General features: G+C 72.7%; 14 protein-coding genes and 3 pseudogenes. 9 read left to right on the top strand and 8 right to left on the bottom strand.

The genetic code is table 11. The features are described from left to right. Positions 1 to 24: 24 nt before the first annotated feature. The 4 genes and pseudogenes from HTV45_RS30520 to HTV45_RS30505 all read right to left on the bottom strand — a co-directional run bounded on the left by HTV45_RS30520 (position 25) and on the right by HTV45_RS30505 (position 1,435). A complete protein-coding gene (locus HTV45_RS30520) occupies positions 25 to 483 on the bottom strand; it encodes a cyclic nucleotide-binding domain-containing protein (RefSeq protein ID WP_215209145.1) in 459 nt (152 codons plus the stop codon). A 269-nt stretch (positions 484 to 752) separates the two neighbouring features. Next, positions 753 to 941 (bottom strand): annotated as a pseudogene (locus HTV45_RS30515) (ornithine decarboxylase); the annotation flags it as partial. Between the two features lie 43 nt (positions 942 to 984). Beyond that, a pseudogene (locus tag HTV45_RS35100) lies at positions 985 to 1,155 on the bottom strand (ornithine decarboxylase); the annotation flags it as partial. Between the two features lie 49 nt (positions 1,156 to 1,204). Then, positions 1,205 to 1,435 (bottom strand): hypothetical protein, encoded by a 231-nt coding sequence (locus tag HTV45_RS30505; protein ID WP_215209144.1) that lies wholly within the window; start codon positions 1,433 to 1,435, stop codon positions 1,205 to 1,207. Between the two features lie 149 nt (positions 1,436 to 1,584). Between HTV45_RS30505 and HTV45_RS30500 the strand changes: the two genes are divergently transcribed. The 4 genes from HTV45_RS30500 (at position 1,585) to HTV45_RS30485 (ending at position 3,791) form a co-directional block, all read left to right on the top strand. Further along, the gene (locus HTV45_RS30500) at positions 1,585 to 2,019 is read left to right on the top strand and encodes an ATP-binding protein (protein WP_215209143.1); all 435 of its coding nucleotides are present in this window, start codon (positions 1,585 to 1,587) and stop codon (positions 2,017 to 2,019) included. 183 nt (positions 2,020 to 2,202) lie between these two features. Then, on the top strand, positions 2,203 to 3,066 hold the full coding sequence (locus tag HTV45_RS30495) for a SigB/SigF/SigG family RNA polymerase sigma factor (RefSeq protein ID WP_215209142.1): 864 nt from the start codon (positions 2,203 to 2,205) through the stop codon (positions 3,064 to 3,066). A 40-nt stretch (positions 3,067 to 3,106) separates the two neighbouring features. Next, positions 3,107 to 3,334 carry a DUF5133 domain-containing protein gene (locus HTV45_RS30490; protein WP_215209141.1) on the top strand — a complete coding sequence of 76 codons (228 nt, stop codon included), beginning with the start codon at positions 3,107 to 3,109 and terminating at the stop codon, positions 3,332 to 3,334. Between the two features lie 28 nt (positions 3,335 to 3,362). After that, on the top strand, positions 3,363 to 3,791 hold the full coding sequence (locus HTV45_RS30485) for a hypothetical protein (protein WP_215209140.1): 429 nt from the start codon (positions 3,363 to 3,365) through the stop codon (positions 3,789 to 3,791). A gap of 407 nt (positions 3,792 to 4,198) precedes the next feature. Here the strand turns inward: HTV45_RS30485 and HTV45_RS30480 are convergent, their stop codons facing one another. Further along, the gene (locus HTV45_RS30480) at positions 4,199 to 4,816 is read right to left on the bottom strand and encodes a LysE/ArgO family amino acid transporter (RefSeq protein WP_215209139.1); all 618 of its coding nucleotides are present in this window, start codon (positions 4,814 to 4,816) and stop codon (positions 4,199 to 4,201) included. A 70-nt stretch (positions 4,817 to 4,886) separates the two neighbouring features. Between HTV45_RS30480 and HTV45_RS30475 the strand changes: the two are divergent. Next, a pseudogene (locus HTV45_RS30475) lies at positions 4,887 to 5,782 on the top strand (LysR family transcriptional regulator ArgP). A gap of 324 nt (positions 5,783 to 6,106) precedes the next feature. Here HTV45_RS30475 and HTV45_RS30470 read toward each other — a convergent pair. Continuing rightward, positions 6,107 to 6,907: a TetR/AcrR family transcriptional regulator gene (locus tag HTV45_RS30470; protein ID WP_215209138.1), complete on the bottom strand. Its 801-nt coding sequence runs from the start codon at positions 6,905 to 6,907 to the stop codon at positions 6,107 to 6,109. Positions 6,908 to 7,053: 146 nt separating this feature from the next. Here HTV45_RS30470 and HTV45_RS30465 point away from each other — a divergent pair, with 146 nt between their 5' ends. The 3 genes from HTV45_RS30465 (at position 7,054) to HTV45_RS30455 (ending at position 9,025) form a co-directional block, all read left to right on the top strand. Next, the gene (locus HTV45_RS30465; protein WP_215209137.1) at positions 7,054 to 8,274 is read left to right on the top strand and encodes a saccharopine dehydrogenase family protein; all 1,221 of its coding nucleotides are present in this window, start codon (positions 7,054 to 7,056) and stop codon (positions 8,272 to 8,274) included. 96 nt (positions 8,275 to 8,370) lie between these two features. Further along, positions 8,371 to 8,625: a WhiB family transcriptional regulator gene (locus tag HTV45_RS30460; protein WP_215209136.1), complete on the top strand. Its 255-nt coding sequence runs from the start codon at positions 8,371 to 8,373 to the stop codon at positions 8,623 to 8,625. A 49-nt stretch (positions 8,626 to 8,674) separates the two neighbouring features. Further along, the gene (locus tag HTV45_RS30455) at positions 8,675 to 9,025 is read left to right on the top strand and encodes a DUF488 domain-containing protein (protein WP_215209135.1); all 351 of its coding nucleotides are present in this window, start codon (positions 8,675 to 8,677) and stop codon (positions 9,023 to 9,025) included. A gap of 22 nt (positions 9,026 to 9,047) precedes the next feature. On the opposite strand, the gene HTV45_RS30450 is transcribed toward HTV45_RS30455, so the two are convergent. Together HTV45_RS30450 and HTV45_RS30445 are read right to left on the bottom strand one after the other, a co-directional pair. Further along, positions 9,048 to 10,721 (bottom strand): FAD-binding dehydrogenase, encoded by a 1,674-nt coding sequence (locus HTV45_RS30450; RefSeq protein ID WP_215209134.1) that lies wholly within the window; start codon positions 10,719 to 10,721, stop codon positions 9,048 to 9,050. A 17-nt stretch (positions 10,722 to 10,738) separates the two neighbouring features. Next, the gene (locus tag HTV45_RS30445) at positions 10,739 to 11,347 is read right to left on the bottom strand and encodes a TetR/AcrR family transcriptional regulator (protein ID WP_215209133.1); all 609 of its coding nucleotides are present in this window, start codon (positions 11,345 to 11,347) and stop codon (positions 10,739 to 10,741) included. Between the two features lie 151 nt (positions 11,348 to 11,498). Here HTV45_RS30445 and HTV45_RS30440 point away from each other — a divergent pair, with 151 nt between their 5' ends. After that, entirely contained in the window at positions 11,499 to 12,137 is a 639-nt protein-coding gene (locus HTV45_RS30440) for an alpha-ketoglutarate-dependent dioxygenase AlkB (RefSeq protein WP_215209132.1), read from the top strand. Positions 12,138 to 12,143 lie beyond the last annotated feature (6 nt).

Below are 12,143 nucleotides of genomic sequence, written 5' to 3'. Positions count from 1 at the left end.
CCGGGCGCGCGGCCCGCGGCCGGGCTACACCAGCCCGGTGTGCCGGTGGAGCGCGTACTGTTCCATCAGCTTGCCGCGCGTCGTCTCCAGCCGGTGGGCGAGCACTTCGGCGACCTTGCGCACCAGTGTCAGTCCGAGCCGCGGGTCCTCCTCGCACAGCCGCAGCACTTCCGCCGCGTCGAACGCGTAGGCACGCACCGGGCTGAAGGCCGCCGCGCCGAAGTCCCACTCGTAGGGCGGGTACAGCCAGGACCAGCCGAGGAGATCGCCCGCGCCGAGGCCGGCGACCGTCACCCGGCGCAGTTCGCTCACCCGCTGGTCCAGCAAGACCGCGCCGGAGCGGATCACCCAGAAGCGGTCGGCGGTGCCTCCCGACTCGAAGATCCGGGTGTCCTCCGGGAAGGACACCTCCCGCGCGAGTGCCATCAGCCGCTCGCGCTGTGGAGGAGGGAGGGCCGTCAGGATTTTGATCGCTTTGGTCATGGCGTGGGGCTCCTCGCCGGGCAATCGGTTCCGGTGGTGCGTTCCCTCTCTTCATTTCAGCCGCTGCCGCCGTGCGGGGCACCTCGGCGGGCCGGAATCTCCGCGGCCGGGCATGAAAAAGCCCTGGCTGGACGGGGGAGGCCAGCCAGGGCCGTAAGCGGTGGTGTCCGGAGGACAGGTCGTCGACTCCGTCACCACGTATGAGTGAACGATAAACCACTTGCCCGGTGTTCCGTTAACCGGGTCGAGTGACCTCTTTCACTACGGCCTCACCCGGCACTCCCGTCCACCACGCGGACCGTGTCGAACGACGGGTCCGACGGGTCCGGCAGGTACATCCCCGCGTCCAGGCCGGCGCGCAGATACCGGAGCACGGGCGCGGTGAGCCGTTCACCCGGCAGGACGGCCGGGATGCCGGGCGGGTACGGAGTGACCATCTCGGCCGCGATCCGCCCGCTCCGGGACCTCCACCCGCGGCGCCCTGGGCAGGGTCCGGGCCGCGCCCGTCGCCAGTACGTCGCCCAGGAACACGGCGTCGCCCAGCACCTCACGCACCGCCGGGTCGGCGCCGCGGGCCTGTTTGTGGCCCGGCGGGGTGAAGCTCAGCCGCCCCTCGCGGTGGTAGCCCTCCAGTGCTTCGAGAACCGGCGCCCGGTTGTGGTCCACGGTCATGGGCCCGCGGATGCCCGGGTTCGGGCGGCGGCAATCCACCCGCCGGTGTTCAGCCCCGCGCCGCGTGCCTGCCCGGCGTCAGGATCTCGTCCAGCACCCGCACCACCACTGCGTAGGCCACACCGCGCACCTCCGCGTCCCGCACGGTGGCCGGATCACCGGGATCCGCGCGTCCGAGCTCCGCGCCCCGGGCCCGCCAGGCCCGCTCCTCCTGCGCCGCGCAGGCCCTCGCTCGCTGAATACGCCGCAGCAGTTCGTCCGAGTCCACCACATCGGTCATACGGACCGCGTACCCGCCTGCGGCGTTCGGATGACAGGAGTCCGGAAAGCGGTCGGGAGGTTTGCCGGTAACGGGACAGGTGAGCCGAAAAGGGAGGTCCGAGGCGCTCGCCGAACCACCGACAGCGATCGACAGCAGGGAGCCGCAGCATGAGTGAGGAGTACACCACCGAACCCCTTGTCCACCCGCCCGGTGCGCGCCACGCGGTACCGGCCCGCCCTGCGGATGTGCGCGAGGCCGTCGCCCGGGCGGTGTCCGAACGCTGCCGCGCCACCCACACGGCCTGTGACACCGACGCGCTGGCGGACGTCCTGCTCGTCGCCTCCGAGCTCACGACCAACGCGATCCTGCACGGCGGAGGAGTCACCGACTTCCGGGTCGACGTCCAGGGTCCCGGGGTGCGGCTGTCGGTGAGCGACCGCAGCGACGAACTGCCCGTCGTGGTGGCCCAGCCCGACCGGCAGGGACGCCGCCGCCCCGGCGGTCACGGCTGGCCCATCGTGTGCCGGTTGTCCCACGACATCCGGGTGTCCGATCTGCCCGCGGGCGGCAAGTGCATCACCGCTGTCGTGCCCCTGGTATGAGCCCCCGGCACATTTCGCGGAGAAGCGGAGTTTGTTCTACCGGTGCGGGGGCAATCGGAGGTTCGTGCTTCGGACCGGAGGCGCGCCAGCGGGAGAGGCACGGCCGCTCAGGACCCTCCGGGTGTCCCGACGGCGACCGTCCCGCGGTAGTCCCCTGAAACCACCGTTCGGGAGCGAAATCATATGCTCATTGACACGTCCACCCCCCACTCCGACTCCTCCGACCCGGCGACCGCTCCACCCCGCCGGCGGCACGACGACGCCCCCGACACCGTCGCCCTGTTCCACCGGCTGTCCTCGCTGGAGGACGGCCCCGAGCGGGACGCGGTCCGCGACGAGCTGGCCACCGCCTGGCTGCCCATGGCCCACCGCATCGCGGGCCGCTTCCGCGACCGCGGTGAGTCCATCGAGGACCTGCGCCAGGTCGCCGCCCTCGGGCTGGTCAAGGCCATCGACCGGTTCGACCCGAGCCGCGGGGCCTTCGAGAGCTATGCCGTCCCCACCATCACCGGCGAGGTCAAGCGCCACTTCCGCGACCGGATGTGGGCGCTGCGGGTGCCCCGGCGGGTGCAGGAACTGCGCAACAAGGTGCGGGTGGCGCGGCGCGAGCTCACCCAGAGTCCGGGCAGCCCCGAGCCGTCCACGGCGGCCCTCGCCGCGCACACCGGACTGACCGAGGAGGAGGTCACCGCCGGGATGGAGGCGCTGGAGAGCTTCAGCACCCTGTCGCTGGACGCCGAGCTGTCGTCCGACGACGACGGCTACAGCCTCGCCGACACCCTCGGTGCCGCGGACTCCTCGTACGACGTCGTCGTCGACCGCGAGTCCGCCAAGGAAGGGCTGCGCCGGCTCCCGGAACGCGAGCGCGCCATTCTCTACATGCGCTTCTTCGAGGACATGACCCAGAGCCGTATCGCCGACCGGCTCGGCATCTCCCAGATGCACGTCTCCCGGCTCATCAGCCGCAGCTGCGCCCGGGTGCGCGCGGATGTGATGGGGCAGCGGAAGAACACGCGGAGCACCGGCGGACACTCGGCGACGGTGTGATCAGGGCCCGCCCGGACAGGAATGCGAGAGAAAGAAAGAAATGCTGAAGCCTCACCCCACTGTGCTGCGCCGCCTCGTCGAGGAGTACGAGGCCCTGACGGCCGCCGGAACCGGCGCCGCGGACCCGCGGACCGCCGACCTGGCCTACACGCTGTGCGTGTCGACCGGCACCCGGGACGTCGGACAGGCGCTCACCACCGCGCACCGCTGGCTGGCGTCCGCCGGGCCGGACGGGTCCCGCACCGCCGCCAGGCCGGCCGCCGTATGACTTTCCGGGTGCGGGGAACCCGGAGCCGATGAGCGAATCCGAGATCCCCCCGGAAGGCCGGCCCGTGGACGTCTACCTCGACCTCCTGCGGGTCCGGATGGACACCGAGGACTACCGGCTTCTGCTCCGCGTGGTGGAGCCCGTCCTCGAGGCGATCGACGAGCACCGGCTCGCGGGGCTGGACCTGGCCCTGGAGAGCGGCGACGACGAACTGCCCCAGGAGGTGCGTGACGAGGCCGCCCTCGTCATCGCGACCGCCGTCACCGGCCGCCTGGACAACGAGGTGGTCGAGCTGGACGTCGACGAGACCGGACCGGTGAGGGTGGTCACCGACGCGGCGACCGCCGCCGACCCGTCCCGGCTGGGCGAGATCGCCGACTTCATCAGGGACCGCCACCGTCAGAACGAGGAACTGCGTGGCATAGCCGAGGCCAGCGGCCTGCCCACGGACTTCTGACCCGCTCACCCGCGCCGCGCGGGTGAGCGGGACGGCGGGCGGCCCCGGTCCGCGGACGCCTGGCGGCGACGACGATTCACGGACGTGTGGGTCGGCACGAGGCCTGCGCACTGCCTCCTGAGCGGTGCGACCGCGCCCCCGCAGACACCGGGCATCGCCGACGAGCCATGGACCAGGAGCGCACAGGCCGGCGCACAGCCTCCCGGCCGTACGACCGCGGCCCCTCGCCCCGGCCGCACCACCACGGCTCACCCGGGGTGGGCCGACGCCGACGGCACGCCCGCAGGGCTGACCCCGGGCAGGCGGCGGGAGCCGCGTCGCGCGGAGAAGGCCGCGTCGCGCATCCGCGACAGGGCTCGCGCCCTCGTGAGGACGTGACCGCCACGGCACCGGGGACGGCCGTGGCGTCAGGCTCCCGCGATCAGCGTGAGGCCGAGGACGATCATGGTGGTGGCAACGAGTGCGTCCAGAACGCGCCAGGCGGTGGGGCGGGCCAGGAAGCGGCTCAGCAGGCGGGCTCCGAAACCGAGCGCCGCGAACCAGCAGAGGCTGGCCGCCACCGCGCCGAGGCCGAAGGTCCAGCGCAGCGGACCGTGGTCGGCGGCGACCGAGCCCAGCAGGAACACCGTGTCGAGATAGACGTGCGGGTTGAGCCAGGTCATCGCCAGACAGGCCAGAACGGCCCGGCGGCGTGAACCGGCCGCCTCGCCCTCCGTCCCCAGTCCCGTGGCGGCCGGGCGGAACACCCGGCGGGCCGCCAGGGCCCCGTAGCCGAGCAGGAAGGCTCCGCCGATCCAGCCGACCGCCGTCAGCGCCCCGGGCCACGCCACGACCACCGCGCCGACGCCACCGACACCCAGGGCGATGAGCGCCGCGTCGGACAGGGCGCAGATGCCGACCACCGCGACCACGGCGTCACGGCGGATGCCCTGGCGCAGGACGAAGGCGTTCTGGGCGCCGATGGCGACGATGAGAGAGAGGCCGGTGCCGAATCCGGCGGCGGCGGTGGTCAGGGAGCTGGTCATGCGCAGGACGCTAAGGGCGCACCCGTGGTGCAGTACAGCTAAGGATTCTTAGGTACCCTTAGCCGTCGTGATGTCAGATCTTCCCCTGGACCAGGTGCGGACCCTGCTCGCGGCCGTGGACGAGGGGACGTTCGAGGCGGCGGCAGCCGCGCTGCACGTGACACCGTCGGCGGTGAGCCAGCGGGTGAAGGCGCTGGAGCAGCGCACGGGCCGGGTGCTGCTGCTGCGCACCAAGCCGGTACGGCCGACCGAGTCGGGCGAGGTACTGGTACGGCTGGCCCGCCAGGTCGCCCGGCTGGAACGGGACGCGTACGCCGAGCTGGGGCTGAACCGGGGCGGAGAGCCGATCGGGGTGTCGGTGGCGGTGAACGCGGACTCGCTGGCCACCTGGTTCCTGGGGGCGCTCACCCGGCTGCCCTCCCGGACGGGACTCTGTTTCGAACTGCGCCGGGAGGACGAGGCGCATACGGCCGCCCTGCTGCGCGAAGGGACCGTGATGGCCGCGGTGACCTCGTCACCCGATCCGGTGCCGGGCTGCTCCGTGCGACATCTGGGCCGGATGCGCTACCTCCCCGTGGCGAACCCGGAGTTCGCCGCGGAACACCTCACGGCGCCGCTGCGGGAGACACTGCCCGGGGCGCCGGTGGTGGTGTTCGACCGGCGGGACGACTTCCAGGACGGCTTCGTACGACGGTTCACCCACGGCGGCGCCGAGGCGAGCGCGCGCCGCCACCATGTCCCCACCTCGGAGGGTTCGTCGAGGCGGTCGCCGCCGGGCTGGGCTGGGGCATGGTCCCGGAGCCCCAGGCGGAGCCCCTGCTCCGCGCCGGCCGCCTGATGCTGTTCGCCCCGGACCGAGCGGTCGACGCGCCCCTGTACTGGCAGCAGTGGAAGCTGGACTCTCCCGCCCTCGCGGCCGTGACCGACGCGGTCACCGAAACGGCGGCGGCGGCGCTGCGCCGCTAGGCCCTGGCCTCACACTCCCGTCTGCCTCGCGACGCCACGCACGCACTCCGTCGCACCGGACCCTGCCCACCCGGCGCCTTCTTTCCGCCTGTCCGCCGGACAGACCCGGGCCGGTGGCGAGGACTCCCGGCGCCCGTCCGGCAGGACACGGTGTCGGCCGGCCCGGCCCCGGCGCCCGCGGGCGACGGCCGGGAACAGGCGTCCCCGGGCGGCGCCGGACCGGACCCGCCCGCCGGTGCTTCCCTCCGGCCTGGTCCGCCGGAAGTCCCTGACGCGGTGGCAGGACGTGCGGCGTCCGTCCGGCGGACCCCCCGGGTCGGGAACTCAGTCCGGGTTCCCGCGCCCGACGGCCGGAGAAGGGATGTCCCCGGGCGTTCCGCCGGCCGCGCCGCCGGCCGGGGTGCCGGAGGGTGCCGACCGGGTCCGGTGCGCCGTCAGGCTGTGCTCGGCGCTGGTGAGGAGCATGTCCAGGGCTGTCGGGTAGGCGCTGGTGACCATGCGGGTGGCCAGCAGCGGGGCGGCCTCGGCAAGGCGGGGGTGGGTGGCGGCGGGGAGGCGGGCATAGGTCGAGCGCCACATGTCCTCGTCGGCTCGCCGGGCGGCGCTGGGCAGCGCCAGGGACGCGGCGTCGAGGGCGGCGAAGGCCAGCGTGGTGTCGATGAAGGCGTGGTAGACGCGTACCGCCTCCGGCAGCGGGAAGCCCGCGGTGCGCAGCACGTCCAGCACCGCCTCGTCGGCCGCCAGTTCGCGGTCGCGGCCGGAGACACGGCTTGCCGTGAGGACCGCCGCCTGCGGGTGCGAGAGATAGGCGGTGTGGATGCGCAGCCCGATGGCCCGCAGGTCGCCCTGCCAGGGCCCGGCCGGGCGCCATCCGTGCATCGCCCGGCCGATCAGCGCGTCACCGATGGCGAGGGTGAGGTCGTCCATGCCGCGGAAGTAGCGGTAGAGGGTGCTCGGGTCGCAGTCCAGGGCCAGACCCAGCCGGCGGGCGGTCAGGCCCGCGCTGCCGTGCTCGCGCAGCAGCCGCAGCGCGGTCTCGACGATCAGCGTCTCGGACAGCACCCGACCGCTCTTGGTGGGCCTGCGGCGACGCCGCCGCTCCTCGTGGACGACGCGTTTCGGCATGCCTCCTCCTCCGCTTGCGGCTTATGCCAACGCCATTGACCTTACGCGGGGGCAGGGCGTTGTATCCCCGTCGGGGCCCCGCGTGCGGGTCCGGGATCCATGAGACGCACGCGATGCACGTGACGAGAGAAGGGGAGTGCGCCGTCATGCGTGTACTGCTGGTGGGAGCGGGCGGAGTGGGTACGGCGATCACCCGGATCGCGGCCCGGCGGCCGTTCTTCGACCTGATGGTCGTGGCGGACTACGACCCTTCCCGGGCCGAGGCGGCGGTCGCGGCCCTCGGCGCGGACGGCTCCCGGTTCCGGGCCGAGCGCGTGGACGCCGGCGACGAGGGCCGGGTGAGGGAGCTGCTCGGACAGCACGGTTGTGATGTCCTGCTCAACGCCACCGATCCCCGGTTCGTGATGCCGCTGTTCCGCGCCGCACGGGAGGCCGGGGCCACGTATGTCGACATGGCGATGTCCCTGTCCCGACCGCACGCCGAACGTCCGTACGAGGAATGCGGGGTCAAGCTCGGCGACGAGCAGTTCGCGCACAACGCCGAGTGGGAGAAGGCAGGTGGGCTGGCCCTGGTCGGCATGGGTGTGGAGCCCGGCCTGTCGGACGTCTTCGCCCGGTACGCGGCCGACGAACTCTTCGACGAGATCGAGGAGATCGGCGTCCGCGACGGCGCCGACCTCACCGTGGACGGTCATGGCTTCGCCCCCTCCTTCAGCATCTGGACCACCATCGAGGAATGCCTCAACCCGCCGGTCGTCTACGAGAAGGAGCGCGGCTGGTTCACCACCGAACCCTTCAGCGAGCCGGAGGTGTTCGACTTCCCCGGGGGCATCGGGCCGGTGGAGTGTGTGAACGTCGAGCACGAGGAGGTACTGCTCGTCCCCCGCTGGATCGACGCCCGCCGGGTCACCTTCAAGTACGGTCTGGGCCGTGAGTTCGTCGACACCCTCAGGACGCTGCACCTGCTCGGCCTGGACCGCACCGAGCCGGTGACCGTACCGGGTCCCGACGGGCCGGTGCGGGTCTCCCCCCGGGACGTGGTCGCCGCCTGTCTGCCCGACCCGGCCACGCTCGGGGAGCGGATGCGCGGCAAGACCTGTGCCGGCACCTGGGTCCGGGGCATCAGGGACGGGGCACCGCGCGAGGTGTATCTGTACCACGTGGTCGACAACGAGTGGTCCATGGCCGAGTACGGCTGCCAGGCCGTGCTGTGGCAGACCGCCGTCAACCCGGTCGTGGCCCTGGAACTGGTCGCCGGCGGCGCCTGGTCGGGCACCGGCGTGCTGGGTCCGGAGGCGTTCCCCGCGGGCCCGTTCCTGGACCTGCTGACCGCGTACGGTTCGCCGTGGGGTCTGCGCGAACAGTGACCGTCCGCACTGTTTCACGTCCTGCCGGCAGGTGACCCGAAGGGAGCAAGGCACCCGAAGGGGTGTGCAGCGACTTCGAGCGCAGGTGACTTTTCGATGGACAGCTGGCGAAGCGGCGCGGCCTGCCGGACCGCGGATCCCGAACTCTTCTTCCCGATCGGCACCTCCGGCCCCGCCCTGATGCAGACGGAGCAGGCCAAGGCGGTGTGCCGGGGGTGCCCCGTGCGGGAGCAGTGCCTGGACTGGGCCCTGGAGACGGGGCAGTCCATCGGTGTGTGGGGCGGGACGAGCGAGACGGAACGGCGTACGCTGCGGCGGCGCATCGCCGCGCGGCGGGCCGGCGGCTCGTGAGACGTCCTCCCGCAGAGGGCTCACCGGGGGCTTGTGGAAGGAGCGGTACATGAGCGTGCGCGTGCGCCGTGTCTACGAACCGCCCGAGCCGGACGACGGCGTCCGCGTCCTGGTCGACCGGCTGTGGCCGCGTGGCCTGGCGAAGGACGCGGCACAGGTGGACGCGTGGCCCAAGGGGCTGACACCGTCGACGGAACTGCGCCGCTGGTACCACGGGGACGGTGGTTCGTACGACGAGTTCCGCGGGCGGTACGAGGCGGAGCTGGCCGCCCCCGAGGCGGCCGAACTCCTGGAGCAGATGCGGGAACTGGCCCAGAAGGGCGCGGTGACCCTGCTGACCGCGTCTAAGGACACCGGGCACAGCCACGCCGGGGTGCTGGCCCGCCTTCTCGAGGACTGAGGGCGGGCCGGCACCGCGTGCCCTACGCCGTCCGCTCGGCCGCCGCCCTGCCGGCCGCGCGGCCGGAGAAGAGGCAGCCGCCGAGGAAGGTGCCCTCCAGGGCGTTGTAGCCGTGGACGCCACCGCCGCCGAAGCCGGCCACCTCGCCGGCCGCGTACAGCCCCTCCACCGGCCGGCCGTCGGCGCCGAGCGCGCGGGAGTCCAGGTCGGTCTGGATGCCGCCGAGGGTCTTGCGGGTGAGGATGTGCAGCTTGACGCCGATCAGCGGGCCGGCCGCCGGGTCCAGAATGCGGTGCGGGCCGGCGACGCGGCCCAGGCGGTCGCCGAGGTAGCGGCGGGCGTTGTGGATGCCCTGCACCTGGGCGTCCTTGCTGTAGCCGTTGGCCAGTTGCAGGTCGCGGGCCTCGATCTGGCGCCGCAGGAGCGCCGCGTCGAGCAGGGGCTTGTCGGTGAGGCCGTTCATCTTCTCGACGAGCTGTTCGACGGTCGGGGCGGTGACGAAGTCCGCGCCCTTGCGCAGGAAGGCGTCGACCGGTCCGGGGGCGCCCTTGCCCAGGATCCGGGTGCGCAGGAATCCGGCCCGGTCCTTGGCGGTGATGTCCGGGTTCTGTTCGGAGCCCGAGAGGGCGAACTCCTTCTCGATGATCTTCTGGGTGAGGACGAACCAGGAGTGGTCGTGGCCGGCGATGTCCTCGGTGGTGCGCAGGTGCCTCAGTGTGCCGAGGGTGTCGTAGCCGGGCAGGCAGGGCTCGGGCAGCCGGCGGCCGAGGGCGTCGAACCACATCGAGGACGGTCCGGGCAGGATCCGGATGCCGTGGCCGGGCCAGACCGGGTCCCAGTTCTGCAACCCCTCGGTGTAGTGCCACATACGGTCCCGGTTGACCAGCCGCGCCCCCGCGCGGGCGCTGATGTCCAGCATCCGCCCGTCGACGTAGGCGGGGACCCCGGTGACCATCTCCCGGGGCGGGGTGCCCAGCCGCTCGGGCCAGTACCGGCGGACGATGTCGTGGTCGGCGCCGATGCCGCCGCTGGTGACGATGACGGCCTGGGCGGTGAGTTCGAACTCGCCGATGCCCTCGCGGCTGGAGGCGACCCCGCGCGGTGCGTCGTCCTGCGCCAGGACGGTGCCGCGCACTCCCCGCGCGGCGCCGTCCTGGAGGACGAGTTCGTCGACCCGGTGGCGGTGGTGGAAGGTGAGCAGGCCGTCGCGCGAGGCCTGCCGGGCGTACCGTACGAACGGTTCGACGACGCCGGTTCCGGTGCCCCAGGCGATGTGGAAGCGGGGCACCGTGTTGCCGTGGCCGTCCGCGCGGAGGTCGCCGCGCTCGGCCCAGCCGACGGTGGGCAGGAAGGTGATGCCGTGTCCGTTCAGCCAGGACCGCTTCTCCCCCGCCGCCCACTCGACGTAGGCGCGTGCCCAGCGCACCGCCCAGCTGTCCTCGTCGTCGAGGCGGTCGAAGCCCGCACTGCCCCGCCAGTCGCTCCAGGCCAGGTCGAAGGAGTCCTTGATGCCCAGGCGCCGCTGTTGCGGTGAGCCCACCAGGAACAGCCCGCCGAAGGACCAGAAGGCCTGGCCGCCCAGGTTGGCGGCGTTCTCCTGGTCGACCAGGGCAACCCTGCGCCCCTGGCTGGTCAGTTCGTGGGCCGCGACGAGGCCCGCGAGTCCCGCTCCGACGACGATGACGTCGGCATCCATGGCGACCGTCCCTTCCTTCATACGGTGAGCAGCGCGGTCAGCAGTTGCTTCAGCCAGGTCCGGGCGTGTGCGACGTCCCGGTCCAGCAGCAGTTGGGTGGTGACACCGTCGTAGGCGGCGACCACGGCGTGTGCGGCGCCCTCGGCCCCGCCGAGGACGGCGGGCAGTTCCGTGTGGCCCCGGGCGCGGGCCAGCCGGTCGGCGATGGTCCGCCGCAGCCGTGCCCGGTGCTCCAGCAGGCTGCGGGCCACTTCCGGGTCGCGGGCGGCGTGCACCAGGAAGTCGGTCTTGACCAGCAGCCAGTCGCGGTCGAGCAGCAGGATGTCGGCGACCCGGTCCATGGCGGCGGGCACGTCGAGATCGGGGCCGTCCAGGGCGAGAGCGCCCGACACCTGCTCCGCGATCAGTTCGGCGCGCTCCGCGTACAGGGCGAAGAACAGCTCGTCCAGACCGGCGAAGTTGGAGTAGAAGGCGCCCCTGGTGTAGCCGGCGGTCTCGCAGATCTCCTCGATCGAGACATGTCCGAAGCCCTTGGCGGCGAACACGGTGAACGCGGCTTCCAGCAGGTTCGCGCGGGTGCGCAGCCGGCGTCTGGTGACGCGCCCCGCCGTGCCGTCCGCTGCCATGTCCGTTCCTCCGTTCGATACAGGAACGTATCCGATACACCCGCGTATCGAACAGACCCGGGGACGGATTGTTCCTGCGGATCCCGCGCAGCCATCCGGATCCGCACACGTGATCTAGAACAAGCTTTCGAATAAGGGGTACGCTGGGACCATGACCACGCACCACCCACCGGCACTGCAGGCATCGCTGTTCGACCAGGCCGACGAGGTGCGGCCGGGCCCGCTCGACGGGATACGCCGCACCCACCTGGGCCGGGGTGCCTGGATCGACGTCCTGCCGGGATGGCTCGGCGGCTCCGGCGCGCTCTTCGCGCGGCTGGCCGCCGAAGTCCCCTGGCGGGCGGAGCGGCGGCAGATGTACGACCAGGTGGTGGCCGTGCCCCGGCTGCTGTCGTACTACCGCGCGGGTGATCCGCTGCCGCACCCCGTGCTGGCCGAGGCGCGCGAGGCGCTGAGCGCGCACTACGCCGGCGAACTGGGCGAGCCGTTCGCCACCGCCGGACTGTGCTACTACCGGGACGGCCGGGACAGCGTCGCCTGGCACGGCGACCGCATCGGCCGGGGAGCCCGCGAGGACACCATGGTCGCCATCCTCTCCGTGGGCGCGCCGCGCGATCTGCTGCTGCGCCCCGTGGGCGGCGGTGACACCGTGCGCCGTCCGCTCGGACACGGGGACCTCATCGTGATGGGCGGATCCTGCCAGCGCACCTGGGAACACTGCGTGCCCAAGAGCGCCCGTGCCGCCGGACCGCGCATCAGCGTCCAGTTCCGCCCGCACGGTGTGAACTGACCGGCC

It is taken from the genome of Streptomyces sp. CHD11 (genome assembly GCF_018638295.1).
In the GTDB taxonomy this organism is placed as follows: Bacteria; Actinomycetota; Actinomycetes; order Streptomycetales; family Streptomycetaceae; genus Streptomyces.
Note: the sequence above shows the minus strand (reverse complement) of the source record. Positions and strands in the feature narration are given on the sequence as shown.

Bases quoted from the DNA above. Each gene is read 5' to 3' on its own strand.
- HTV45_RS30520 (WP_215209145.1), bottom strand. From the start codon at position 483: ATGACCAAAGCGATCAAAATCCTGACGGCCCTCCCTCCTCCACAGCGC.
- HTV45_RS30505 (WP_215209144.1), bottom strand. From the start codon at position 1,435: ATGACCGATGTGGTGGACTCGGACGAACTGCTGCGGCGTATTCAGCGA.
- HTV45_RS30500 (WP_215209143.1), top strand. From the start codon at position 1,585: ATGAGTGAGGAGTACACCACCGAACCCCTTGTCCACCCGCCCGGTGCG.
- HTV45_RS30495 (WP_215209142.1), top strand. From the start codon at position 2,203: ATGCTCATTGACACGTCCACCCCCCACTCCGACTCCTCCGACCCGGCG.
- HTV45_RS30490 (WP_215209141.1), top strand. From the start codon at position 3,107: ATGCTGAAGCCTCACCCCACTGTGCTGCGCCGCCTCGTCGAGGAGTAC.
- HTV45_RS30485 (WP_215209140.1), top strand. From the start codon at position 3,363: ATGAGCGAATCCGAGATCCCCCCGGAAGGCCGGCCCGTGGACGTCTAC.
- HTV45_RS30480 (WP_215209139.1), bottom strand. From the start codon at position 4,816: ATGACCAGCTCCCTGACCACCGCCGCCGCCGGATTCGGCACCGGCCTC.
- HTV45_RS30470 (WP_215209138.1), bottom strand. From the start codon at position 6,907: ATGCCGAAACGCGTCGTCCACGAGGAGCGGCGGCGTCGCCGCAGGCCC.
- HTV45_RS30465 (WP_215209137.1), top strand. From the start codon at position 7,054: ATGCGTGTACTGCTGGTGGGAGCGGGCGGAGTGGGTACGGCGATCACC.
- HTV45_RS30460 (WP_215209136.1), top strand. From the start codon at position 8,371: ATGGACAGCTGGCGAAGCGGCGCGGCCTGCCGGACCGCGGATCCCGAA.
- HTV45_RS30455 (WP_215209135.1), top strand. From the start codon at position 8,675: ATGAGCGTGCGCGTGCGCCGTGTCTACGAACCGCCCGAGCCGGACGAC.
- HTV45_RS30450 (WP_215209134.1), bottom strand. From the start codon at position 10,721: ATGGATGCCGACGTCATCGTCGTCGGAGCGGGACTCGCGGGCCTCGTC.
- HTV45_RS30445 (WP_215209133.1), bottom strand. From the start codon at position 11,347: ATGGCAGCGGACGGCACGGCGGGGCGCGTCACCAGACGCCGGCTGCGC.
- HTV45_RS30440 (WP_215209132.1), top strand. From the start codon at position 11,499: ATGACCACGCACCACCCACCGGCACTGCAGGCATCGCTGTTCGACCAG.